Source organism: Streptomyces yongxingensis (assembly GCF_055597465.1).
In genome coordinates this window covers 4,526,056-4,548,132 of the sequence record NZ_CM145717.1, presented here as the reverse complement: position 1 = coordinate 4,548,132, position 22,077 = coordinate 4,526,056, and the positions used below count along the sequence as shown (strand labels likewise).

Genomic DNA, 22,077 nt, shown 5'->3' with positions numbered 1-22,077 from the left:
ATCGCCTTCGCCGACGTCCCGTTTCCCGGTGTCGGCGATCGGCGGCAACAACACCTCGGTCACCGCTCAGGAGCACATCGAAGGAGGACCTGGGTGTCTGTGGACACGGCGGACCCGCCAGCCGACCAGGAGCCGTCCGGACACGCGCCGCCGACTTCACGGTCCCGGCGCACGGCGGGCCGCACGGCGAGTCGTACGACGGGCCGCACGACGGGCCGTAAGACGGAAGCCCTCGGCGCGCTCCTCGACCGCTGGCCGTTCCGGCGGAAGCTCAACGTCCTGGTGATCGTGCCGTTGACGGTCGTCGGCGCGCTCCTCGGCCTCGCCGTGAACGGTGAGGTGCGGCAGGCCCTGGACGCCGACCGGATCGCCGAGCGGGTGCGCGACAGCGGCCAGGTGGCCCGGCTGATCAACGACGTACAGGCCGAGCACCGGGAGGCGCTCCTGCTCTCCGTCCAGCAGGAGTCGGTCCGCCCCGGGGCCACCCTCCCGTCCACCGCCGGCTACCGCCGGGCGCAGCGGGTCACCGATGAGCGGGCCGCCGATGTGCGTTCGGCGTTCGGCTCCGCCCTGCCGAAGGACGAGGCCCGGGCCCTCGACTACGTCCGGCGCCTGAGCGTGCTGCGGGACAAGGTCGAGCGGGGCTCGGTGCCCGCCGCCGGTATCGACCCCGCGTACGCCGCCGCCGTCGGCTACCTCATCGACGGCATCGGGCTCGACCACTCCTCCGACAACCCCTCGTCCTCCGCGATCGAGCTGGTCGACACCGTGATGCGTGCCGACGCCGCCCACGCGGCCTTCGAGGGCGGGGTGTTCTCCGCCCAGACCCAGGACGCCAACGGCCTCACCGAGTACACCCGCGCGGTCGGCGCCCACCGGGTCTACGAGGAGCAGTCGGAACGTTTCGCCAGGATCGCCGACCCCGACCAGGTCCTGCGCCTCGACGGCATCGAGCGGAACGCCGAGGAGAACGGCATCGAGGACCGGTTCGCCGAGCTCCAGATCGACCCCAGCTCCCTCCAGGGCCAGTCGCCCCGGCAGCTCCGCACGGCGATGGCCCAGGGCAACCGGCAGGCCGAGGCCCGCCTCGAGATCGCCCGCTCGCTGATCGGCGAGATCGCCGACCGGGCCGAGGACGTCTCCCGCGACGCCCTGTACAAGGCGCTGGCCCTGCTCGCCCTCGCCGTCCTCGGCTTCGCCGCCTGGCTGACGTTCTCCTTCCTGGTCCGGCGCTCCGTCGTCCGCCCCCTGGCGGCGCTCACCGGCGCCGCCCACCAGGTGGTCGCGGTGGCGGACGAGGAACTCGCCAAGGTCGAGGACGACGACACGACCGACACCACCCCGCTGCGGCCCCGGCCGATCCCGGTCCCGGTGCGCGACGAGATCGGCGATCTGGCCGAGGCGTTCAACCAGGTGCAGGTCACCGCCGCGGCGCTGCTGGAGCGGCAGGTGCTCAGCCGCCGCAACGTCGGCGAGATGTTCGGCAACGTCGGCCGCCGGGTCAGCAACCTCACCACCCGTCAGCTCACCCTGATCGACGCCGTCGAACGCGAGGAGACCGCGCCCGACATCCTGGAGCGGCTCTACCGCATCGACCACATCGCCGTACGCCTCCAGCGCAACGCCGACAGCCTGATGCTGCTCGCCGGAATCCGGGAGACCGAGCTGGACGCCCGGCCGACGACGCTGGCCGACGTCATCCGCGCGGCGCTCGGCCAGATCGAGGGGTACCAGCGGGTGTCCCTGCGGTCCGAGACCGAGGTCACCGTCGCGCCCGACATCACCGGCGACCTCACGCTGATGCTGGCCGAGTTGCTGGAGAACGCGGTCTCGTTCTCCCCGTCCGACACCCCGGTCGAGGTCGTCGTCCGGCCCGGCACCGACATCACGGCGGACGGCGGCGCGCTGATCGAGGTCATCGACCACGGGCTCGGCCTGGCCGCGGACCGCCTCGAGGAGGAGAACGCCCGCCTGGTGCGGCGTGAGCGGCTCGACCTCGTACCGACCAAGGTGCTCGGCCTCTTCGTGGTCGGCAGCCTCGCCCGGCGCTGGGGCATCCGGGTCACGCTGAGCCGTACACCGGGCGGCGGGGTCACGGGCAGTGTGTGGGTGCCGTCGGCGCTGCTGGTGGCACCGGGGGCGGGGGAGGAGCCGGCGGTCGCGGCTTCGGAGTCGGCCTCGGGCAAGGGCACGGCAGGGGCCGGGCGGGAGCCCGAGCCCGCGCCTGCCGCCGCGCCTTCGCCCGTACGGGCCTCCGCCACCGCGCCCGAGCGGCGCCCGGCGGCGCCGGTGACGGAGTCGGGCCTGCCGCGGCGCGTCCCGGCGACGTCCCGTACGAACGCGGAGTCGGCCGGCGCCGCGAACGAGCCGAAGGCGGCGCACGAGCCGAACGCCGGGAAGGAGCCGTCGGCCGGGAAGGAGTGGTCCGCCGCGCACGAGCAGAACGCCGCTCCGGCCGCCGCCCCCGGCTCCCGCCCCCTCCGCCGCCGCGTCCGGGGCGCGACGCTCGACAAGACCACCTCACCGGCCGACCGGGCGATCCCGGCAACGCGCCGACCCGCCGACGCCGACGCGGTCCGTTCCGAACTCGACGAGTTCGAGGCGGCCGTGCGCAGGGCGGAGCGGGACAGCGCGGCCGCCACCCCGCCCGAAGCCATGCCATCGACACATCAGCGACCCCGGAAGGAGTCGGGCAGTGACCACGCCGACAGATAAGAGCGGTACCGCTGAGCGGGAAGCCACCGATCTGCGAGCCGCCGCGGCCGACTTCACCTGGCTGCTGGACCGGTTCGCCACCCAGACCGCCGGTGTCGTCGACGCCATCGCGGTGTCCTCCGACGGTCTGCTGATCGCCGTCTCCCAACTGCGGGAACAGGCCGACTCCGAGCGGCTCGCCGCGATCGTCTCCGGTGTCACCAGCCTCGCCGCCGGTGCCTCCGGCAACTACGGCCTCGGCGAGCTCAACAAGGTCATCATCGATCTCGAGGGCGGCCACGTACTGGTGTCGTCCATCGGCTGCGGTGCCGTGCTCGGCGTGGTGACCACGAAGGAGGCGAAGCTGGGCAACATCGCGTACGAGATGACCCTCTTCGCCAACCGGGCCGGGACCGCGCTCACTCCGCAGCTCGTCATGGAGCTGAAGAAGAGCGCCGGGTCCGTCGGCTGACGGGTCGCGCGGCGCATGGAGGAGGGGGGTCGAGATGGTCGCCGGTGAACCGGTACCGCACGAGGCGGCAGCGCACGAAGCGGCAGCGCGCGAAGCGGCAGGGCAGGAGGCGGAGGACGGCGCCGGGGCCGCCCCGGAGCCGCCCGAGCGGACCGAGCCCGAGGAGCCGCCGGAGCCGCCCGAGCCCGTCGGCCGCGCGTCCGCCGTCCGCCCGTTCCTGCTGACCGCGGGCCGGGTCTCCGGGAGCGGCGCCGCGCCACCGCTCCCGGTCGAGACCCAGATCGTGGCGACGCCGGACGGGCTGTCCGCCCTGCGGTCGCTCGCCTTCGAACGCCGCGACATCGTCGCCGCCTGCCGACGCCCCCAGTCGGTGGCGGAGCTGGCCGCCCGGCTGCACCTGCACCTCAACGTGGTCCGGGTCCTCGCGGAGGACCTGTGCGCCGCCGGACATCTGGCGGTCCACGTCCCGAACGCCGGGACCGTCCACGACATCTCCGTACTGCGAAGGGTTATCGATGGTCTCCGTGCCGTCCCCGACTCACGGGGCTCACTCCGCGACAGCGGTTGAACAACCGCCACTGCCGGTCAAGCTGGTCATCGCCGGTGGCTTCGGGGTCGGCAAGACCACGGCGGTGGGCGCGATCTCCGAGATCCGGCCGCTGACCACGGAGGCGTTGATCACGGAGGTCGCGGCGGGCGTGGACGACCTCACGCACACCCCCGGCAAGACCACCACCACGGTGGCCATGGACTTCGGCGTCATCACCATCGACCCGAAGCTGAAGCTGTATCTGTTCGGTACGCCGGGCCAGGACCGCTTCGGCTTCATGTGGGACGACGTGGTCGAGGGCGCCCTCGGCGGCCTGGTGATCGTGGACACCCGCCGCCTGGACGACTGTTACGCGGCGGTGGACTACTTCGAGCACAAGGACATCCCCTTCGCCGTCGCCATCAACGCCTTCGACGGCGAGGTCCAGCACGATCTGGACGAGGTCCGCTGGGCCCTGGACATCTCCGAGCACGTCCCGCTGATCGTCTTCGACGCCCGCGAGACGGGTTCGGTCCGCGACGCGCTCCTGGTCGTCCTCGACGTGGCCCTCTCCCGCGCCCAGTCCGCCGCCACCCCGGCCTGACGGGACGCGGCTGAACGGCCGACGACGCAGACCGGGATCACGGGCCAGGGGCCCTCGCCTCTCCCGCGCACCGCCCATGACCCGTCAATGGGTCGGCGGAAGCCCGAGGAAGTCGGCGAGTTGGTCGATCGTGTGGTCGAAGAACTCGTCGGTGGGGTCCACGCTGCCGACGAACTGACCGAACAGCTCGAAGCTGAGCATCCCGAACAACTGCGTCCACACCACGAGGCCGCGGTGGAGCGTCTCCGGCGGCAGATCCGGCGCGATCCGCTCGCCGTCCGGCGCGACCTGCTCGCCCAGCGCCCGCAACTGACCGGCCAGGCCCTCGGTCAGGGGCGGGCCTTCGAACGCGGGCGAGGGGTTCGTCTCCCGCAGGATCCTGATCAGGACCATCGGGACCCGCGCCGCCGAGGCGACCGTGTCCTGCGGGGCGGCGTACCCCGGGATCGGTGAACCGTAGATCAGGGCGTACTCATGCGGGTGGGCCCGTGCCCAGTCCCGGACCGCGTGACACGCCTTGCGCCAGCGCTCCCGCGGCGCGCCCCCCTCCGCGGCCTTCTCCGCCTGCTCGCCCACCGCGTCGTAGGCGTCGATGATCAAGGCGGTGAGCAGTTCGTCCCTGCTGGCGAAGTAGCGGTAGAGGGCCGATGACACCATGCCCAGCTCCCGGGCGACCGAGCGCAACGAGAGTTTCTGGGCGCCATCCACCGCGAGCTGACGCCGGGCCTCGTTCTTGATCTCCTGCGTGAGCGATCTTCAACGGCCTCGCCAAGCGCCTGACGAAGATCGGCATCGGCCTGGCCGGGAGCCAGAACCTGGCCGTCCGCGGCCGCAAGAGCGGCGAGTGGCGCACCACCCCGGTCAACCCGCTGACCCTGCGCGGCGAGCGCTACCTCGTCGCCCCGCGCGGCCACACCCAGTGGGTGCGCAACATGCGCGCGGCCGGCGGCGGCGAACTGCGGCGAGGCCGCAGGGTGGAGGCGTTCACCGCCGTCGAGGTGGAGGACGGCGCGAAGCCCGAGATCCTGCGGCTGTACCTGAAGAAGTGGGCGTGGGAGGTCGGCCGCTTCTTCGACGGTGTCGACGCGAAGTCGAGCGACGAGAAGCTGCTGGAGATCGCGCCCGGCTTCCCGGTGTTCCGGATCAGCGCGGAGGGATGACCCGTGGGTCGCGTGACCTGCCGACTACGGAACCACCAACCGCGCCAACCGCCATGACCGGCAGCCCCTTTGACTTCACCCATGAGTGATGAATAACTGTTCGCCGCACGTCGTACGGCTCTGGAGGCGCTCCGTGGGTGAAGCAGAAGTGGCGGACGAGACGAAACCGGAAGACGCGGAAGCGCGTTGCCCCCTGAAGGACTTGGGCGACTTCCCGTTCGCCACGGAGCACCCCCTCGAACCTCCGAAGGAGTGGGCCGCGCTACGAGCGGAGGGCTGCCCGATCCCGGAGCTGACGCTGCGTTCCACCGGCGCCCCGGTGCGGGTGCTGACGCGGTACGAGGATGTGCACGCGATGCTGTCCGATCCCCGCTTCCCTCGGGACGTGAGCGAGGCGGGGCCGGACGGCACCGGCACGGGCGAACGGCACCAGCGCTGGCGGCGCTTGGTGGGCCAGGCGCTCACCGCCAAGCGGGTCGCCGCGCTCCGCCCCCGGATCGTCGCCATCGGCCACGCCCTGGTGGACGCCATGGAAGCCGGGCCGATCCCCGCCGACCTCTGGGCGGGTTTCGCGTACCCGTTCCCGGTGCGGGTCGTCGGCGCCCTGCTGGGCGTACCGGAGGCGGACTGGGACCGCTTCGCGTACTGGTCGGGCGCCCTGTTCAGCGGGGACCGCTACGGCGAGCGGGAGACCCGCACGGCGCGCGAGGAGCTCGGAGCGTACCTGGGCGAGCACGTGGCCCGGAAGCGGAGCGCACCGGGTGACGACCTGCTCAGCAAGCTGATCGAGATCACCGACGCCGCCGATCCCCGCCCGCCCGAGGCGGTCCTGGTCCAGATCACGCGGGGCCTGATGCACGCCGGCCACGAGACGACGTCGAGCGTGATCGGGAAGCTGGTCCCGGTCCTGCTCGACGACCGTTCCCGCTGGCAGCGCCTGCTGGACGACCGCTCCCTGATCCGCCCGGCCGTCGAGGAGTTGCTGCGCTTCGACGTCAACCGTGGCCCTGGCATGCCGCGCTACCTGACGGAGGACGTCCAACTGGGCGGCGAGGTGATCCCCAAGGGCAGCACCACCGTGTCGGTCGTCGCCTCCGCCAACCGCGACGAGCGGATGTTCCCCGACCCCGACCACCTGGACCTGACCCGCACCCCCAACCGCCACCTCGCCTTCGGAGCCGGCGCCCACTCCTGCATAGGCCAGGCCCTGGCCCGCACCGAACTGCACGTCGCCCTCGACATCCTCCTGGACCGCCTGCCCAACCTCGCCCTGGCCGTCCCGTCCTCCGAGCTCGCGCGCCGCGCCGGAGTGCTCACGGACAGCTTCGAGCAGGTGCCGGTGGTGTGGTAGCCGTTGTCGCGAGGTTAGCGACCATCGGTCACGCCCAGGCTGCGGCGTACGCTCACGAGGGTTTGCACGCCGATGATGATCCACACGAAGTTCGAAGTGACCGATGGCCAGGCGCCGTTGGCGGCCGCCGATACGGCCAGCAGTGCGCCACCGAGCATGTTGATCGACTGGGATGCGCGCGAATCCGGTTCGATCCGCCGACGTGACACCAGGGCGTAGGCCGTGGCGGTGCACAAGGCACCGATCCACCCGGCCGCCGTGGCGACCGGGGGCAGCAACTCCTCCATACCGCCATGGTGGCGGCCGCGACGATACACATCAATCGAAGTCTTCTTCCCCCCGCATTAAGCTGAACTGAATGGATATCGACGCACGCAAACTGGCCGTGCTGCTGGCCGTCCACCGGGCCGGAGGGGTGCTGGCGGCGGCGGACGTCCTGCATCTGACACCGTCGGCCGTTTCCCAGCAGATCGCCCGCCTGGAGGACGCGGTCGGCGTCACCGTTCTGGATCGTCAGCCCCGCGGAGCCGTCCTCACACAGGCGGGTCGGGTTCTCGCCGAAGCCGCGGAACGCATCGAGTCCGAGTTGACCGACGCCCGCAAAGCGCTGGCGGCACTCCAGGGGGAGGTGACGGGCACGGTCGTCATCGGCGCCTTCAAGACGGTGATCCGCATGCTGCTCGTACCGCTGGTGCACCGGCTGCGCGAACAGTTCCCCGGTCTGGAACTGCTGATCCGGGAGATGGACGTCGAGAAGGCCCAGCAGGAGCTGCGCTCGGGGGCGGTCGATCTGCTCATTTTGGAGGCCGAGAGCCCCATCGGACACCGGGCCGCGCGCGGCACCCGCGATGTGCCGGTGCTCGAGGAACCGTGGGTGGTGGTCATGCCCGCGGCGACGCCGGTCCCGGTCAGTACGGCGGACCTGGAGCACCTCACCTGGCTCGGGGTCGACCCGGACGCGGCCGCCCACAGCGCCACCGAACAGGCCCGGCGCGGGCTGAAGGCCACGCCCCCGGTCCACAGCTACTACGACTACGACGTCGCGCTCTCGCTGGTGTCGGGAGGTCTGGGCATCGCGATCGTGCCCGCCTTGGCCGTGCTGGGTGTACTGCCCGACGGCGTAAAGGCGGTATCCCTGCCCGGCCTGGGGACCCGCCGCCTGATCGCCCGGCACCGCACCACCCGCTCCGAGCCCCGCAAGGAAGTCCTCACCGTCCTCGACGCCATCATCGCGTCCGCCGCCGAGCTCGACACCAACGTGTAGTCAGCCGCCGAAGGACCACAGAAGGGCGGTGATGCCGCCGAACCCAACGGCACCGAGGGCGGCTCCGACAACGGCGATCCACAGGCGCCCGACCCCGCGGCGAGCGTGGTGCACACCCATGGCCCCGAGAGCGATGGCGAGCGCCCCGGCGATGATCGTCCACGGAAGGGCGACGAGCACGAGCGAGGGCACCCATGCGCCCACGGCGGAGAACACGCCGAGAACAAGCGCGGTGGGGCCCAGCGCGACGGCGGGCGAGTCACTTTGGCCGGACACGGTCGACTCGGACATGACCTGCTCCCCTGTGGGATGGGTTCCCGTTCGGTACTGATCGTACCGCCGGGGTGCGACCGACCGATGGGGGCCGGTGTCCGGCGGGGGGCGTCCGCCTGGACCAGCTGCGCCCTCGGCCGCGGACGTGCCGCTCAGTTTCCACTGGACGGCCCAGAAGCCGCCCCCGACGCGGAGCGAGACGAGACCGAATGCTTGGGTCAGGGCTGCGGCTCCCGTACGACGTCGGCGATGACGGTGGTGACCATCTTGCGGACGGCCCCGGCGTTCGGCGGCGCGGCCCCGCGGTCCGCGAAGAGCAGGTGTCCGGCCCCGATCACCGTGGGGGCGAGCGCGTCGATGTCGGCGTCGGCCGCGATGCGTCCCCGGTCCCGCTCGGCGGTGAGGTAGGAGGCGATCACGGCCGTGGCTTCCGTCAGGAGCGGCACGCCGGCCGGCGTGGTCTCGCGGAGCCGGGCGCGGAGCTCGTCCCGTGAGGTGACGAGGCTGACGACGGCCACGGCGACCGACTCGAACAGGGTCGTCAGGGCGTCGGCGAGGTGGTCGGCGACGGTGCCGGTCCCGGCGGAGTCGCGCAGGGCGGCGGACTGGTGGTCGAGCCGGGCGATGCGATCCCGTACCAGCTCGGCGAGGAAGGCGTCGAAGTCGGCGAAGTGCCGGTGCAGGACGCCCTTCGCGCAGCCCGCCTCCGTGGTGACCGCCCGGCTGGTCAGCGCGCTCGGCCCGTCCCGGAGCAGGACTCGCTCGGCGGCCTGGAACAACTGCTCGCGTACGTCACGCATGGCCACCCCTGTCGGCACCGTGCGTCCCTCCTCACCTGGCTTGTGGGCCCGTCCGGTTGACGAGTGGGCAAGTGCCCACTCATAGTGGGCGCATGCCCACTTTACCGTTCTCCGGGGATGAGCCCCATCAACATCGGCAGATGGCCGAGTCGTTCGGCGCGGATGCCGAACGCTACGACCAGGCCCGGCCCCGCTACCCCCGGGCCATGGTGGACCGGATCGCCACCGGCAGCCCCGGCTCCGACGTCCCCGACGTCCCCGACGTTCTCGACGTCCCCGACGTTCTCGACGTCCCCGACGTTCTCGACGTCCCCGACGTTCTCGATGTCGGCTGTGGCACCGGTATCGCGGCCCGGCAGTTCCAGCAGGCCGGCCGCACGGTGCTCGGTGTCGAGCCGGACGCGCGGATGGCCGACGTGGCGCGGCGGCTCGGGACGGAGGTCGAGGTTGCGACGTTCGAAGCCTGGGACCCGGCCGGTCGGCACTTCGATGCCGTGATCGCGGGCCAGGCGTGGCACTGGATCGACCCGGTCGCGGGGGCGGCCAAAGCCGCCCAGGTGCTGCGTCCCGGCGCCCGGCTGGCCGCGTTCTGGAACGTGTTCCGGCTCCCGCCCGAGCTGGCGGAAGCCGTCGCCGCGATCTGCCGACGGGTGATGCCCGACGCGCCGTTCGACTTCCGGGCGGTGACGCGGGGTGGCCGGGACGCGTATCGGCCGATCCTCACCAAGACCGCCGACGGGATACGGGCGGCGGGCGCGTTCGGCGAACCGGAACAGTGGCGGTGCGACTGGGAGTGGACCTACACCCGGGACGCCTGGCTGGAGCAGATCCCCACCCAGGGCGCCTTCACCCGGCTCCCTCCGGCCGAGCTGGCGGAGGTGCTGGAGGGCGTTGGCGTGGCCATCGACGCGATGGGCGGCAGCTTCACGATGCCGTACGAGACGGTGGTGATCACCGCGACCCGAACCGCCCCCGCCTGACCCCGCGATCCGGTTTCGCGACCTTGGCCTCGGGCTGCCCACCGAGCACTTACGAGCGCGGGTGGGCCGTCAGCCCGTCGGCGACGGATATTCCCGCTCCTGGGGCTGCGGCAGCTTCTCAGGCGCGGATTGTGCCAGGGAGCCGCTCGCGTCCTGCCCGCAGGTGGCCTGAAGGAAGAGACCGCGGACGCCGGCAGCCAGCGTCCAGACCAGGAGAGGAAATGCCGCGACTCGCTCCATACCTCCCATGCCCAGTCCCAGGTAGCGGTGGGAAAGGAAGAGCCCGAAGGCCGTGATCGCGGTGATTCCCAGCAGGCCGGCGGCCCAGCGCAGGGGACGCGCGATGTCGTTCGACAAGCCGGCTCCCGCCAGCAGAAGGCCGACGTTGCCCGCTCCCATGATGAGTAAGGCACCCAGCACGTGCTGGTTCTCGTGGACGTCCGCAGGCGCCAGCCCGGCGAGTACCCATCCCAGACCGGCACCGGCCAGGAGAAACCGCGCCACGTTGGCGGTCGCGCCTCGGCGCCACAGGGGACCGGTCAGAACGGCGCCGACAACGAGGAGCGTTCCCAGGACGATGAACGAGACGTTCATCAGGTCGTGTTCGGGAGAACAGATATACCGTGGCTCGGGTTCCCGCTGCATGGCGCAGTGAGCGTTGCCCAAGTCACTGATGTTGTTCCGCGCCCAACCGTACGGTCTCACCCAGGCTGACTCCACGATCGCGTGGAACACGAAGAACTGCACCACGCCCGCGATCCATGCGGAATATCCGACCCGAGCCTTCACCTGTCCACCTTCTGCCGCGCGATGTCCGTACGAGCCAGCGGATCACGCGGCTGTGGCCTCAGGCGCTCCGGCGAGCCCCCGAAGTGGGGTGGGGCAAACCCTACGAATGGGCGCCTCCCGTGACTTCGCGGAAGGGTGACCGGCGCATCGAACAACCCCACCCTCTGCTCACGGACTTTCTCCGACCTGCTCGCCGCGAGACCTCGGCCCGGACGTCTCGGCATGCACCGGGCCAAGCTGCGGTCGCTTGGCGGTGCGGCCGTCGCCGGAGGATCGGCCACGGAGACGGCGGGTGAGCCAGGGGCCGAGGAAGGCGGCGGTCCAGCGGAGTTCGTCGGTGGCGGCGCGCCAGCCGGTGGGTGCGGGCGTCGCCGGTGGCGGCAGGGGGTGGCTCCAGGTGTCGTCCGCGCCCGGGAGGTTGAGGGCGTGGGCCAAGGCGGCGGCGATGCGCTGGTGGCCGAGGGGACTGGCGTGGAGGCGGTCACGGCTCCACAGCCGGGGGTCGGTGACGACGGGGTGGTGGCCGGTTTCGGCGACGGTGACGCCGTGGCGTCGGGCGGCTTCGCGGATACGCCGGTTCAGGGCGATGACGCGCGGGGTGAGGGGACGCGCCAAGGGGCTGATGCGGGCGGGGTCGGGGAAGGTGAGCGTGGCGACGCGGGCGCCTTGCGCGGTGAGCGCGGCGAACATCGCCTCCAGGTGGTGGGCGACGTGGTCGGCGTCGAAGCGGGGGCGGAGGAAGTCGTTGACACCGGCGACGACGGTGGCCAGGTCGGGGCGGAGGGCCAGGGCGGGGGCGAGCTGTTCCGCGTGGACCTGCGCGGCGAGGCGGCCCCGTACGGCGAGATTGGCGTAGGAGAGGCCGGGGTTGGCGTGGGTGAGGTGTTCGGCGAGGCGGTCGGCGAACCCGCGCAGCCCCGTGACGTCGTCGCCGTCGCCCAGGCCCTCGGTCTGGCTGTCGCCCAGCGCGACGTAGCGGCTGTACGCCGCGTCAGTGTCGGGCACGGCTGTGCTGCCTCTCTCGCAGGATCGTGATCGTGCGCTCGCACCAGTCGCGGTTGCCCTGTTCGAGCGCCAGGCCGCGCAGGCATGTCAGGTACGGGCCGATGCGGCGGCCGTGGCGCAGGAACTCCTCCTCCGTACGGTCACCGCGCATCTTGCGCAGCAGCTTGCCGAAGAGCTGGATCTTGGCCTCGGCGAAGGCGGCACGCTCGGTGAGCTGGGCGATCAGGGTCTCCTTGTCGACGTGGTCGGCGGCCTGGACCTTGACCAGCAGGTCGTCACGGATGAAGGAGGGCTTGGCGAACGCCGCCGTGAACTCCTCCAGCTCCGCGAGACCGGCATCGGTCACATGGAACAGGCGCTTGGTGGGGCGGGTCTCCTGGACCACCGCCCGGCCCGCGATGAGCCCGTCCTTCTCCAGGCGGGTCAGCTCGGCGTAGAGCTGCTGCGGCTGGGCGTGCCAGAAGTTCGCCACGCCGATGTCGAACGCCTTGGTGAGCTGGTATCCGCTGAGCTCCCCCTCGAGCAGTGCCGCCAGTACGGCGTGCCGTAGGGCCATCGGATCGCCTCCTTCATGCCTCCGTGCCTCTGTCGCCGGACACGCGACCATGATAGTCATGAAAATGACTACTCACATCCATGACCATGAAAGTAGGCGGGTGTGCAATGACCACTGCCGACCGTTTCCGTGCCGCCATCCACAACCGGGACCTCGCGGCCCTGGACGACCTGTTCACCGAGGACATCCGCTTCTACAGCCCCGTCAAGTTCACCCCCTTCGAGGGCAAGCCGATGGTGCTGGGCCTCTTCGGGGTCCTGCTGCGCACGTTCCAGGACTTCCGCTACATCGGCGACTACACCGGCACCGCGCAGACCAGCACCGACGGCACGTCCGCCGAGTCGGCGGTGCTGCTCTTTCGCACCAGGGTGGGCGACAAGGAGATCCACGGCATCGACCTGCTGCACTTCGCCGACGACGGCCGCATCAAGGAGTTCACCGTCATGGTCCGCCCCCAGTCCGCCGTCCACGCCCTCGGCGAAGCGGTCCTCGCCGGTCTGGTCGAAGACGGCCTCGCACCGGCACCGACGCCCTCCGGCCCGTAGCAGCGCATCTGCCCGTCGTCACAGGCCCCTGAGATCGGCGCCCCTGAGATCGGCGGGCCTCTTGCTCATGACCTCGGGGCTGCCCGCTGTTCCCATTTCGGTACCCAGACGTCGGTATCGGGCGATTCGGTTCGTCTGGAGTCGAGGTAGCGGCGGAGTTCGATGAGCGCGGGATGGGGGTTGTCGTCGCGCCAGATCAGTGACATCGGGTAGACCGGTGCCGGGTCACGTACCGGTATGCGCCGCAGGTCATAGCTGTCCGGCCACAGATACCGCGAGCCTTCGCCGACCAGGGTCGCCAGGTCCGAAGAGTCGGCGATCTCAGCCAGCAGTGCCTCGTTCCCGAAGACGGGTCCTACCACGTCGATCGTGATGCCGAAGGCGGTGGCGAGTTCGTCGTAGTAGACGGCCACCTCGCCGCGGGCGTCCAGGCCGGGCATCCAGATGCGGTGTCCGGCGAGTTGCCCTGGCGCGATGGCACGGGCGTTGGCGAGCGGGTGGCGCGGTCCGATGAGCAACTGGTGCGGCTCGTCGATCACTCGGGCGGTCCTGATCGCCTCTGGTAGGTGCTGCCGCGGGGGAACCGCGTGGAAAGTGGCGTCGATCGTCCCCGCTTCGACGGCGGCGATCGCGCCATCGATGTCAGCGTCCAGGGTCAGGACATCCAGTTCGATCTCGGGACGCATGCGGTAGAAGTCCTGGACGAGCCCCGCTGTCACGATCCGCCGGTTGACGACATCGATGCGCAGCGCGCGCCGGCCAGGACGGACGGACGCGTCGGCCCGCTCTGCCACCCGGAGAAGTTCACGGGCGTGGGGCAGGAATGCCTGGCCGTCGATGGTGAGCCGGGCGCCGCGGGCGGTGCGGGTGAACAGCCGCACATCCAGGTCCCTCTCCAACGCGGCGATGCGCTTGGAGACGGCCTGCTGGGTGATCGACAGGTCCGCGGCGGCTTCTTGGAACTGGCCCGCTTCCGCGACGGTGACGAAGGTACGTACGGCTTCGAGATCCACGCCGGTCCACCTTAGTGAACAACGGATGGTTGTGACTCGCTGACCGGGTAGTTGTTTGACCTGCTGCTGCGCTGCTCGCTTAGCTCTCACCGGTCAACGTCGGACTGTGCGGGTGGGACATCGAGGGGCGCGCTGAGCATGGTGGGCAGGAGACCGTTGGGCCGGCAGTTCGGCTGGCTGTGGGCGGCATACGCGGTGAGTGCCTATGGGTCCGGACTGGGGTTCGGGGCATTCCCGCTGATCGCCGTGTTGGCGTTGCACGCCGGCCCCGCCGAGGTGTCCGCACTGTCCGCGGTGGGGCCCGCGGTGGGCGTGCTGATCGCGGTGCCACTCGCGCCGTGGGTGGAGTTTCGGCGCAAGCGCCCGGTCATGATCGCGATGGACCTGACCCGGTTCGCGGCCATGGCGACGATCCCGGTCGCCTACGCCTTCGGTTGGCTCGGTTTCGTCCAGTTGCTCGTGGTCTCGGCCGTGGTCGCCGCAGCCAAGATCGCCTTCAACGCGGCCGGCGGCGCCTACCTCAAGGGCCTCGTCCGGCCGGATGACCTGCTCGTGGCCAACGCGCGGTTCGAGTCCACGAACTGGAGCTCCATCGCGGTCGGGCCACCGCTGGGCGGGGCGGCGATCGGCCTGTTCGGGCCGGTCACCACCGTGGTGGCCGACGCGCTCAGCTACCTGCTCTCCGCGCTGGGCATCACCGCGATGCGCGGCCGGGAAGAAGCGCCGCGGACAACCGGCAAAAGCCCGGCCCGGGCGGGCGCGTTGTTCGACGGCTGGCGACACATCATGGGCCACCCCGGCTTGCGGGCGCTCTACCTCAACAACATGCTCGTCGCCGGTCTGATCATGGCCACCGAGCCGCTGCTGGCCGTACTCCTCCTCCGCCAGCTCGGTTTCCCGCCCTGGCAGTACGGCCTCGCCTTCGCCGCCCCCTGTCTCGGCGGACTCATCGGCTCCCGGCTGGCCCCCCGTGTGGTGGCCCGCTACGGCCGGCACGCGGTCTTCCGGACCGTCGGCACCCTGCGCGCCATCTGGCTGATCGGCCTGGCCTTCGTCCGTCCCGGCGTCGTCGGCCTCGTCACCGTGATAGCCGTCGAGCTGGCGATCATCATCAACATGAGCCTGTACACCCCGGTACTCGCCACCTACCGGCTCGAACACACGCCCAAGCACCTCGTCGCCCGCACCCTGTCGGCCTGGTCGATCGGCCAGCAGGCGTCCATCGCCGTCCTCACCGCGCTCGGCGGGCTGCTCGCCGACGTCACCGGCCCACGCACCGCTCTCACGGTCGCGGGACTGCTCATCCTGGCCACTCCGCTCCTGCTTCCCCGACATGACCACGTCGCGTCCGAGCCGGAACCCGTCGGCAGCCCCTCCTGACGACCAGCCCCTCCTGACGGCCAGCGACTACGAGCCGTGGTCGACAGGGCGAACGTTGCCTGGCGCGGCACTGGCTGGTGAGTGGAGGGCTGTCGCACCGTGGCTGCCGCCCAGCGCGCCCAGTGTGGTTCGCACCAGCAGATTGATCTTCGCCTCGGTCTCATCCGCGGCGGCCGAGGAGGCCAGGGTCGGAGAGTCCGTGGGCAGTTCGTGGACCTCGTGCAGAAGGGCCAGGTAGACCTGGCGGCACCAGGCCGGGTCGGCCGCGGTGATTGCCCCTGTGTCTCTCAGGCGGGCGAAGAGCAGGTCGAGGCCGTCGAGCACGGCCGGAGTGAGGGCCGCGGTCAGCTGGACGGCGAAGCGGTGGCAGAGCTTGAGATCGAAGACGATCTCCGTGAGACGGTGCAGCGCGACGAGGGGCGGTGCGGTCTTCACCCGTGCTTCGGCCAGCCCGCCCAGGTAGCGCTGACTGAGCTGTTCGGCCAGGGCGTCCAGCAGTGCCGTACGGGAGGCGAAGCGGCGGTGGACGGTGGCGCGGGCGAGTCCCGCGGCGTCCGCGATCCGCTCCAGGGGCGCGGTGGTGTCCGCGGCCAGCACGGTTTCCGCTGCTTCCAGGATGCGGGCCGTACTGCGTTCGGCGTCCGCCCGGATCCGCCGGGGAGAGCTGTTCTCGCCCATGCCACCTCCTCTGCCTCTGTCCTCGGAGTCACCCTATCCCCGGCAACAGTAAATGAGACATCCATGACGCAATTATTGACATAACTGCGATAGTGTTGTTTCAGTTAGTGCCTGCTTGAGCCTTCCCATCACATGGAGCACGTCATGGATCTTCAGCTCACGGGCAAGCGCGTTCTCGTCACCGGGGCGAGCCGGGGCATCGGCCTCGCGATCGTTCAGGCATTCCAGCGGGAAGGGGCCTTGGTGACCGCGACGGCGCGACGTAGCACGCCCGAGCTCGAGGCCACCGGAGCCGCTTTCGTCCCCGCCGACCTCGCCACGGCCGACGGTCCGCGGCACCTGGTCGACGCCGTCCTGGCCGTCGATCCCAGGATTGATGTCCTGGTCAACAACGCCGGCGGCGGCGAAATGCCGCAGGAGGGGTTCGGCGATCCGCTCAACGGCGGGGACGAGGTCTGGGCATACGGGTTCGCCCTCAATTTCGAGTCGGCCGTTCGGACCACCCGCGCGGCCCTGCCCTCGCTTCTCGAGGCCAGGGGCGCCGTGGTCAACATCAGCTCCGACAGCGCCCGTCGACCGGGGACCGAGCCGCTGCCCTACTCTGTTGCCAAAGCGGCCCTCAACGCCTTCACCCGGCAGCTGGCCGAGCGCATGGCACCCGCCGGAGTGCGCATCAACGCGGTGTCGCCATCAGCGACGCGCACACCCCAGATAACGGCTGAGGACGGATACGTCGCACGAGTGGCGGACAACGTGGGCGTCGACCACGAAACGCTGGTGGCAGCCCTGCCGAAGGAGACCGGGATGCTTACCGAGACCCTGATCGATCCCGCCGAGATTGCCCGGGCGGTGCTGCTGCTCGCCTCCCCGACCATGCCGAATGCGATCGGCGTGAACCTGTCGGTCGATGCGGGGTCCACCAAGATCGTCTGAACGAGCCCCTCGGCCCCGCCGGCGCACTCGACCAGGACGGAGCACGTCTCAGTGGTCCGTTCCACCCACCCGAGACAGGCATCCGAGCCCGTCGACGATCGGCACCGCCGACACCTCGGGATTCTTCCACGGGCGATGTTTCATGGCCGCGAGCGTGGCCGTGCGCTGTGTGTGGGGGGGGCTCATGTTCCCGGCCGACCGGGCCTCAGTCCTTCAAGATGCCGGCGGAGCGGGCGGAGTCGAGCCACAGCGGGAATTCATGGAGTAGCTGATCGTAGAGGGCGGCGTCGGAGAGGGTCTTCGGTGTCGGTCCCGCGGCGAAGAAGCCGGCGTTGTCGACGACGCGCCGGTTCGGGACCGGCAGGTCGTCGAGTCTGTGCAGGAAGCGGAATTCGTCGTCGCCGAACCCGATGAACTGCCAGAAGATGGGCAGCCTCGAGGCCGTGCACAGTACATGCTCTGCCGCCGCCTTCGACGTGGGGGAGCCGTCGGTCTGGAAGACCACGAACGCCGGATGGTCGGCCCCGGACGCCTGGTAGTGGTCGATGACGGCCTGCATGGCGACGTGGTAGTTGGTGCGGCCCATGTGGCCCATCGAGTCGTGCAGGGGGTTGATCCGGTCTTGGTAGGCGTCGAGGCCGATCTCGGCGGTTCCGTCGATGTCCGTGGAGAAGAAGACGACCGGCACGACACCGTCGTCATCGAGGTTCGCCGCCTGCGACGTGGGCGTGATCGGGGTCGTATTCCCAGCGCCAGTCGGCGCTCACCGCGGCGGGAGGCCGAGCGCGGCGTATGCGTCGTCCAGGATCTTGCCGAGAGCGGATGCGGCGCGGCGGGCCTGCGTCGCGTCACCGACCTCGGCGGTGTCCTCCCAGTGACGGAACTCCTTCGCGATATTCGGCTGCCGCTGGATGTGGATGTAGACGGCCCACTGGGCGATGAACCGCTGGAGGGGAGCGAGATCGGAAGCCTGGCGGGACTGATCGGCGGCCTGATCCAACTCCCGTGTGAAGGCGGGCAGGGCGGCGGGCACGATCTGCGCGACGGCCTGGCGGAGGGCCGTGACGGTGGCAGGCGGCTGAGGGATGAGTGGCTGCCCGGCGCTGGAGGTGGTCATTGCTGCTCCCATGGGCGTGATTCTGATCCCTGGGAGCAGCGTATCGAGTCCAAGCTCGATCACATCGCCCGAATGAGTGAGGCGGAGGCCTCAGCTTCCAGCGGGGGCGATGCCCGTAGGGCAGGAGCCGCCCCCGGACGGGTCACTTAGCTTGACGCCCGTGCCGCCGATGCCGCAGTAGCCGGCGGGGTTCTTGTCCAGGTACTGCTGGTGATACTCCTGTCTCTCGGGCAATATTAGCCTGGGACGACTACAGGGGGCGGTATGACCAACGACTCTCAGTTAGTGCCGGTGGTGGCCTACGCGCGGATCTCCGCAGATCTGGCCAGGGACGGGCACGGAGTCGAAGATCAGCACAGGGTGAACGACGAGACGGCTGCAACACTGGGCCTGAAGATCGTTCACTACTACACGGACAACGACCTTTCAGCGGCCAAAGCCGATCTTGTGCGGCCCGACTTCGAGGCCATGCTGAGGGCGCTCAAGGCCGGACGCCTCCCGGATGCCCAGCCGGTGCGTGGCGCGATCGTCGTTGCGGATGATCGATTGGTGCGGCGCGTCGGTGACTATGAGCGCTTCGTGGATGCCCTGACCTATGAAGACGGGCGGGTGTACGCGGACGCCAAGGGGCTGAAGGATCTCTACAACGAAGACGTTGAGTCCATGGGGCTGTTCGGTGTTGTCATCGCGAAGGCGGAAGTGCGCAAGATCAAGCGGCGCACCCGTCGCTCGCATCGGCGGCGGGCGGAGGAGGGAATCCCTGTCGGGGGGAAACGGCCGTTCGGGTGGAAGGACGACAAGCTAACGCTTGAGCCAGATGAGGCCGCGCTTTTGGCCGAAGCTGCGCAGGACGTGATCGCGGGAAAATCCTTGCACTCCATTCAGCTTCGATGGAATGACGCGGGGGTGCGGACGGTCCATGGCAACGAATGGCGAAGCCGGTCGCTCAAGCTAGCGCTGTGGAATCCTCGGCTGTGCGGCTGGCGCAAGCACAACGGGGAGTTGGTGCGAGATGCCAACGGCCTCCCCGTTGTCGGAAAATGGGAGCCCATTATTACGCCGAAGGAATGGATGGCCATCGACGCTCTCTTTTCGGCGCGGATTGGGCCTAACATCAAAGCGGACGGTACGGTCGCGGACTACCGCACTCCCTCGTACCTCCTCACTGGGATTCTTCGATGCGGGAAGCCGAAAGGGGACGGGCAGATCTGTAACGCCCCTTTGCGGGTGAGTGCCAGGCCGGATCTCTCAGGCGGATACGTTTACCAGTGCCAGAGCCGGTCCATGGGTGGCTGTGGTGGAAGTGCCCGGAACGGCGCCAAGGTCGACGAGTACATCACGGAAGCGGTCCTGGCGAAGCTGGAGGAGCGTACTGCGGCCAAGACCCAGCTAGATGCCGAGTGGGGTGGGCAGGAGGAGCTTGATCGCCTCATGGTCAAGCAGCGGAAGATGTTGCAGGCTTGGCAGGAAGACCAGATCTCGGATGAGCTGTTCTTCCCGGAGAACCACAAGATGGAGTCCCGGATCAAGGTACTTCGCAAGGAGCGGACGCAGCACGCCTTGCGGGTTCAGCGTGCTTCAGTGGTCACAGAGGACGTCCGGGAGCAGTGGTATTCGGGAAAGCTCGACATGGCCCAGAAGCGTGCCCTCATCCGCGAAGCACTGCATGCTGTGATCGTTCTTCCAGTCGGCGGAGGGGGTAGGCGCCCATTTAACCCTGACCTCCTCGTTCCCAAGTGGACGGAAAGCTAGACTCAATACGGCGAAGAGGGGCGCGGCGGTTGCGCCCCTCTTTGGTGTTCGCTGCGATTATCCTTGTGTATGTTTCCTTCTCGATTTATGATCTCGTCGATCGTCTTCCACGAGATCAACACCGATTATCCTGGAAATGCGACGCCACCGTTCTTCGCTCCAAGCGGGAGCGTTGGCCGCTTGCTTTCGTCCCCATTCGCGGGCGCTGATATGGGTCATGTGTCGCACCCCTGCTGCCCATGGAGGCTATGCGCTATTTCCTCGCTTGCTATTTCTTGGTTCCGGGCGAGGTCTTCGGCGATTCCAGCGGCGATGAGGGCGGCGCCGGGGGTGTGGCCGGAACCGACGTAGCGCCAAGCTGCTTCCGTGACCGTGTGTTCCTTTGCTGTCTCGGCAACGGTGCGCTGATGCTCGGCCCGTTCGGCGCGTAGTGCGGCGTAGGTGGTGGAGTAGCGCCGGGACTTGGTGAGGATGTGTCCCTGGTAGCCGAGTGTGTGAGCCCACGCGCGCAGCCGCAGGTTTTCCAGTTCCGGCAGGCTGCCCAGGCGCCAGCAGGTGCCCATCAGAGCCCGTACATGGCCGGACACCCGAGCCGTACGGATGTCCTCCGGACCGCTCACCTGGTGGTCGAGTCCGGCAGCGGTGTCGGCGGCGCCTTTGGTGACGTACTTGGCCACGTAGGCTGCCACCGCGTCATCGGACACCCCGGCGCCGTCACCGAACGAGCGGATCGGCCGGACGTCGAGTTGTGCACCCCAGCCGAGGGCTTCCGCCCCGTAGGCGGCCGACTCGGGGACCCGGACGGTCACGGAAGCGGCAGCGGCGCGTACGGCGTCGGCGAGCAACTCCGCAGTGGCCCAAGAGGGCGGGGCCGCGCCGGGACCGGAGGGGCCGTCCAGGCGCACCACGGCATGGAAGTGGATGGCCGCGCGCTGTTGGTACTCGGCGACCTTCGCGAACGACACCATCAGGTGAGCACCTAGCCGGGACCGGGGGATGCCAGCCGCTGAGGCGAGGTGGCGACGTACGGCGGTGGTGAAGCGGTCCCACAGCCGCCCGGCGTGCGCGTGCCATAGGACGTGACCGGGGTAGTCGTAGCAGGCCGGACAGACCGGCTGGCCTGTTAGCGGATCGCCTTCGCTGTGGGTGAGAGAACAGCTCAGCGGTGTTCCGTGTGCGCACCGTGGGCGGTCCCGCCGGGGTCGGCAAGGGGAGTCGTCGTCGGCGATGCGGTGCACAGGGCCGAAACCGGGGGCGGTCAGGGTGACGAACAGCCGGGGCCGATCGCGCACCGCCTCGGGCACGGTCTTGCCGCCGGTCAGGCCGGAGCGTACGAGGTGGAAGGTGTCTCCGGCGTGCAGTCGTGAGCAGGGAGCGCAGATGGTGGCACGCCGGTTACGGCACCGTACGGCCAGCCGTTCGCCGGGTTCGTCGGCGGTGGAGTAGGCGGAGAGCACTTCGCCCGTGTGGGCGTCACGGGTGATTGTTGAGCCGGACAGGTAGATCGGGTGGGCGCAGCCGCCGATGGCTTTGATCTGTTCCAGCCAGCGGGTGAAGCCCGGATCTTGGGCGAGGCGGACGGTGTCCCTGTCAGCTTCGGAGAGCAGACGCAGACGCCTTTCGCGCACCAGCTCGGCCGAGCGGTCAGCACAGGCGGTCGACAGGGATCGGGTGAAGTGGACGCGCGAAGCGTCGGACAAGTGTCACCTTCCAGGGGAGCGAGAGCAATCGGACCGGAGGACAACCCCGCAGGGCGTGTCCCTCCTGGCTGTTCCTGACATCGCGTCAGGTGGACTTCGATCGCTTTGGCTGACCTAGTCAGCCGATGCTCCTCTGGGCTGTTGGTTGACCCTCGTTGGGCCGTCACTGGTGCCTATATATTCCCAGGCGTCCGCACCCATGGGCCAGCGAATATTCGCCTCTCAGCCCTGCTGGCCTGACCGGCCCAGGCCCCGGAAGGCGGTGCAGTGCGCACGGTCAGCCGACCGCCCCGGCGCCCTTCATGCCGCAGCGCCCGATGACCGAATGGATGTGGCGGAAACCGTCTTCACTTACTCAAGGGCGCGCCTGCGGCGCGCCGGGCGGTCTGGCCGCCCCGGCGGGCTGCGGCCTGGCGGCCGGTCCCGCCGGGCACCCACCGCCCGTATTGCCAGCGCACCTTGAGGAGTGCGGACACGCGCAT

General features: G+C 69.8%; 23 protein-coding genes and 2 pseudogenes. 12 read left to right on the top strand and 13 right to left on the bottom strand.

All coding sequences use genetic code 11. The features are described from left to right. Nucleotides 1-93: 93 nt before the first annotated feature. The 4 genes from ACZ6TD_RS19160 (at nucleotide 94) to ACZ6TD_RS19145 (ending at nucleotide 4,299) form a co-directional block, all read left to right on the top strand. Nucleotides 94-2,715, top strand: a complete 2,622-nt coding sequence (locus ACZ6TD_RS19160; RefSeq protein ID WP_471355559.1) for a sensor histidine kinase — start codon at nucleotides 94-96, stop codon at nucleotides 2,713-2,715. After that, nucleotides 2,696-3,166 carry a roadblock/LC7 domain-containing protein gene (locus ACZ6TD_RS19155; protein ID WP_037950842.1) on the top strand — a complete coding sequence of 157 codons (471 nt, stop codon included), beginning with the start codon at nucleotides 2,696-2,698 and terminating at the stop codon, nucleotides 3,164-3,166. Before ACZ6TD_RS19160 ends, ACZ6TD_RS19155 begins: the two co-directional genes overlap by 20 nt. Nucleotides 3,167-3,383: 217 nt before the next feature. Next, the gene (locus tag ACZ6TD_RS19150; protein WP_471357867.1) at nucleotides 3,384-3,734 is read left to right on the top strand and encodes a DUF742 domain-containing protein; all 351 of its coding nucleotides are present in this window, start codon (nucleotides 3,384-3,386) and stop codon (nucleotides 3,732-3,734) included. After that, nucleotides 3,682-4,299: a GTP-binding protein gene (locus ACZ6TD_RS19145; protein WP_471355556.1), complete on the top strand. Its 618-nt coding sequence runs from the start codon at nucleotides 3,682-3,684 to the stop codon at nucleotides 4,297-4,299. Before ACZ6TD_RS19150 ends, ACZ6TD_RS19145 begins: the two co-directional genes overlap by 53 nt. An 84-nt stretch (nucleotides 4,300-4,383) precedes the next feature. On the opposite strand, the gene ACZ6TD_RS19140 is transcribed toward ACZ6TD_RS19145, so the two are convergent. Next, nucleotides 4,384-5,037, bottom strand: coding sequence for a TetR/AcrR family transcriptional regulator (locus ACZ6TD_RS19140; RefSeq protein ID WP_471357865.1), 654 nt, complete (start codon nucleotides 5,035-5,037; stop codon nucleotides 4,384-4,386). A 14-nt stretch (nucleotides 5,038-5,051) separates the two neighbouring features. Here ACZ6TD_RS19140 and ACZ6TD_RS19135 point away from each other — a divergent pair, with 14 nt between their 5' ends. Together ACZ6TD_RS19135 and ACZ6TD_RS19130 are read left to right on the top strand one after the other, a co-directional pair. Then, nucleotides 5,052-5,459 (top strand): nitroreductase family deazaflavin-dependent oxidoreductase, encoded by a 408-nt coding sequence (locus ACZ6TD_RS19135; protein ID WP_471357862.1) that lies wholly within the window; start codon nucleotides 5,052-5,054, stop codon nucleotides 5,457-5,459. 133 nt (nucleotides 5,460-5,592) lie between these two features. Continuing rightward, nucleotides 5,593-6,810: a cytochrome P450 gene (locus tag ACZ6TD_RS19130; RefSeq protein ID WP_471355554.1), complete on the top strand. Its 1,218-nt coding sequence runs from the start codon at nucleotides 5,593-5,595 to the stop codon at nucleotides 6,808-6,810. Nucleotides 6,811-6,824: 14 nt separating this feature from the next. Here the strand turns inward: ACZ6TD_RS19130 and ACZ6TD_RS19125 are convergent, their stop codons facing one another. After that, entirely contained in the window at nucleotides 6,825-7,097 is a 273-nt protein-coding gene (locus tag ACZ6TD_RS19125; RefSeq protein WP_471355552.1) for a CBU_0592 family membrane protein, read from the bottom strand. A 71-nt stretch (nucleotides 7,098-7,168) separates the two neighbouring features. Here ACZ6TD_RS19125 and ACZ6TD_RS19120 point away from each other — a divergent pair, with 71 nt between their 5' ends. Beyond that, a complete protein-coding gene (locus tag ACZ6TD_RS19120) occupies nucleotides 7,169-8,074 on the top strand; it encodes a LysR family transcriptional regulator (RefSeq protein ID WP_471355550.1) in 906 nt (301 codons plus the stop codon). On the opposite strand, the gene ACZ6TD_RS19115 is transcribed toward ACZ6TD_RS19120, so the two are convergent. Together ACZ6TD_RS19115 and ACZ6TD_RS19110 are read right to left on the bottom strand one after the other, a co-directional pair. Continuing rightward, nucleotides 8,075-8,365 carry a hypothetical protein gene (locus ACZ6TD_RS19115; RefSeq protein WP_471355547.1) on the bottom strand — a complete coding sequence of 97 codons (291 nt, stop codon included), beginning with the start codon at nucleotides 8,363-8,365 and terminating at the stop codon, nucleotides 8,075-8,077. Nucleotides 8,366-8,565: 200 nt separating this feature from the next. Then, entirely contained in the window at nucleotides 8,566-9,165 is a 600-nt protein-coding gene (locus ACZ6TD_RS19110; protein ID WP_471355544.1) for a TetR/AcrR family transcriptional regulator, read from the bottom strand. A gap of 74 nt (nucleotides 9,166-9,239) precedes the next feature. Between ACZ6TD_RS19110 and ACZ6TD_RS19105 the strand changes: the two genes are divergently transcribed. Then, entirely contained in the window at nucleotides 9,240-10,127 is an 888-nt protein-coding gene (locus ACZ6TD_RS19105) for a class I SAM-dependent methyltransferase (protein ID WP_471355542.1), read from the top strand. A 69-nt stretch (nucleotides 10,128-10,196) separates the two neighbouring features. Here ACZ6TD_RS19105 and ACZ6TD_RS19100 read toward each other — a convergent pair whose 3' ends face one another. The 3 genes from ACZ6TD_RS19100 to ACZ6TD_RS19090 all read right to left on the bottom strand — a co-directional run bounded on the left by ACZ6TD_RS19100 (nucleotide 10,197) and on the right by ACZ6TD_RS19090 (nucleotide 12,477). Next, nucleotides 10,197-10,916, bottom strand: a complete 720-nt coding sequence (locus tag ACZ6TD_RS19100) for a DUF998 domain-containing protein (RefSeq protein ID WP_471355539.1) — start codon at nucleotides 10,914-10,916, stop codon at nucleotides 10,197-10,199. Between the two features lie 168 nt (nucleotides 10,917-11,084). Beyond that, nucleotides 11,085-11,921 carry an SGNH/GDSL hydrolase family protein gene (locus ACZ6TD_RS19095; protein WP_471355536.1) on the bottom strand — a complete coding sequence of 279 codons (837 nt, stop codon included), beginning with the start codon at nucleotides 11,919-11,921 and terminating at the stop codon, nucleotides 11,085-11,087. Continuing rightward, entirely contained in the window at nucleotides 11,908-12,477 is a 570-nt protein-coding gene (locus ACZ6TD_RS19090) for a PadR family transcriptional regulator (protein ID WP_471355534.1), read from the bottom strand. The genes ACZ6TD_RS19095 and ACZ6TD_RS19090 overlap by 14 nt, the downstream gene beginning before the upstream one ends. 107 nt (nucleotides 12,478-12,584) lie before the next feature. Here ACZ6TD_RS19090 and ACZ6TD_RS19085 point away from each other — a divergent pair, with 107 nt between their 5' ends. Continuing rightward, nucleotides 12,585-13,022 carry a nuclear transport factor 2 family protein gene (locus ACZ6TD_RS19085; protein ID WP_471355531.1) on the top strand — a complete coding sequence of 146 codons (438 nt, stop codon included), beginning with the start codon at nucleotides 12,585-12,587 and terminating at the stop codon, nucleotides 13,020-13,022. A 65-nt stretch (nucleotides 13,023-13,087) separates the two neighbouring features. Here the strand turns inward: ACZ6TD_RS19085 and ACZ6TD_RS19080 are convergent, their stop codons facing one another. Next, nucleotides 13,088-14,035 (bottom strand): LysR family transcriptional regulator, encoded by a 948-nt coding sequence (locus ACZ6TD_RS19080; RefSeq protein WP_471355529.1) that lies wholly within the window; start codon nucleotides 14,033-14,035, stop codon nucleotides 13,088-13,090. Between the two features lie 138 nt (nucleotides 14,036-14,173). On the opposite strand from ACZ6TD_RS19080, the gene ACZ6TD_RS19075 reads away from it, so the two are divergent. Next, nucleotides 14,174-15,415, top strand: coding sequence for an MFS transporter (locus ACZ6TD_RS19075; protein ID WP_471355527.1), 1,242 nt, complete (start codon nucleotides 14,174-14,176; stop codon nucleotides 15,413-15,415). A 27-nt stretch (nucleotides 15,416-15,442) separates the two neighbouring features. Here the strand turns inward: ACZ6TD_RS19075 and ACZ6TD_RS19070 are convergent, their stop codons facing one another. After that, the gene (locus ACZ6TD_RS19070) at nucleotides 15,443-16,093 is read right to left on the bottom strand and encodes a TetR/AcrR family transcriptional regulator (protein ID WP_471355525.1); all 651 of its coding nucleotides are present in this window, start codon (nucleotides 16,091-16,093) and stop codon (nucleotides 15,443-15,445) included. 144 nt (nucleotides 16,094-16,237) lie between these two features. Here ACZ6TD_RS19070 and ACZ6TD_RS19065 point away from each other — a divergent pair, with 144 nt between their 5' ends. Further along, the gene (locus ACZ6TD_RS19065) at nucleotides 16,238-17,026 is read left to right on the top strand and encodes an SDR family NAD(P)-dependent oxidoreductase (protein WP_471355522.1); all 789 of its coding nucleotides are present in this window, start codon (nucleotides 16,238-16,240) and stop codon (nucleotides 17,024-17,026) included. 205 nt (nucleotides 17,027-17,231) lie between these two features. On the opposite strand, the pseudogene ACZ6TD_RS19060 reads toward ACZ6TD_RS19065, so the two are convergent. The 3 genes and pseudogenes from ACZ6TD_RS19060 to ACZ6TD_RS19050 all read right to left on the bottom strand — a co-directional run. Beyond that, nucleotides 17,232-17,741, bottom strand: a pseudogene (locus tag ACZ6TD_RS19060) (VWA domain-containing protein); the annotation flags it as partial. Between the two features lie 48 nt (nucleotides 17,742-17,789). Further along, a complete protein-coding gene (locus ACZ6TD_RS19055) occupies nucleotides 17,790-18,143 on the bottom strand; it encodes a hypothetical protein (RefSeq protein ID WP_191066493.1) in 354 nt (117 codons plus the stop codon). A 90-nt stretch (nucleotides 18,144-18,233) separates the two neighbouring features. Then, nucleotides 18,234-18,365: pseudogene (locus ACZ6TD_RS19050) on the bottom strand (peptide-methionine (S)-S-oxide reductase MsrA); the annotation flags it as partial. Between the two features lie 42 nt (nucleotides 18,366-18,407). Here ACZ6TD_RS19050 and ACZ6TD_RS19045 point away from each other — a divergent pair. Continuing rightward, nucleotides 18,408-19,895 (top strand): recombinase family protein, encoded by a 1,488-nt coding sequence (locus ACZ6TD_RS19045; RefSeq protein WP_471355519.1) that lies wholly within the window; start codon nucleotides 18,408-18,410, stop codon nucleotides 19,893-19,895. 215 nt (nucleotides 19,896-20,110) lie between these two features. On the opposite strand, the gene ACZ6TD_RS19040 is transcribed toward ACZ6TD_RS19045, so the two are convergent. Next, a complete protein-coding gene (locus ACZ6TD_RS19040) occupies nucleotides 20,111-21,508 on the bottom strand; it encodes a replication initiator (protein WP_471357858.1) in 1,398 nt (465 codons plus the stop codon). Nucleotides 21,509-22,077 lie beyond the last annotated feature (569 nt).

Bases quoted from the DNA above. Each gene is read 5' to 3' on its own strand.
- ACZ6TD_RS19125 (WP_471355552.1), bottom strand. From the start codon at position 7,097: ATGGAGGAGTTGCTGCCCCCGGTCGCCACGGCGGCCGGGTGGATCGGT.
- ACZ6TD_RS19055 (WP_191066493.1), bottom strand. From the start codon at position 18,143: ATGACCACCTCCAGCGCCGGGCAGCCACTCATCCCTCAGCCGCCTGCC.
- ACZ6TD_RS19090 (WP_471355534.1), bottom strand. From the start codon at position 12,477: ATGGCCCTACGGCACGCCGTACTGGCGGCACTGCTCGAGGGGGAGCTC.
- ACZ6TD_RS19115 (WP_471355547.1), bottom strand. From the start codon at position 8,365: ATGTCCGAGTCGACCGTGTCCGGCCAAAGTGACTCGCCCGCCGTCGCG.
- ACZ6TD_RS19145 (WP_471355556.1), top strand. From the start codon at position 3,682: ATGGTCTCCGTGCCGTCCCCGACTCACGGGGCTCACTCCGCGACAGCG.
- ACZ6TD_RS19045 (WP_471355519.1), top strand. From the start codon at position 18,408: ATGACCAACGACTCTCAGTTAGTGCCGGTGGTGGCCTACGCGCGGATC.
- ACZ6TD_RS19120 (WP_471355550.1), top strand. From the start codon at position 7,169: ATGGATATCGACGCACGCAAACTGGCCGTGCTGCTGGCCGTCCACCGG.
- ACZ6TD_RS19070 (WP_471355525.1), bottom strand. From the start codon at position 16,093: ATGGGCGAGAACAGCTCTCCCCGGCGGATCCGGGCGGACGCCGAACGC.
- ACZ6TD_RS19075 (WP_471355527.1), top strand. From the start codon at position 14,174: ATGGTGGGCAGGAGACCGTTGGGCCGGCAGTTCGGCTGGCTGTGGGCG.
- ACZ6TD_RS19085 (WP_471355531.1), top strand. From the start codon at position 12,585: ATGACCACTGCCGACCGTTTCCGTGCCGCCATCCACAACCGGGACCTC.
- ACZ6TD_RS19065 (WP_471355522.1), top strand. From the start codon at position 16,238: ATGGATCTTCAGCTCACGGGCAAGCGCGTTCTCGTCACCGGGGCGAGC.
- ACZ6TD_RS19105 (WP_471355542.1), top strand. From the start codon at position 9,240: ATGCCCACTTTACCGTTCTCCGGGGATGAGCCCCATCAACATCGGCAG.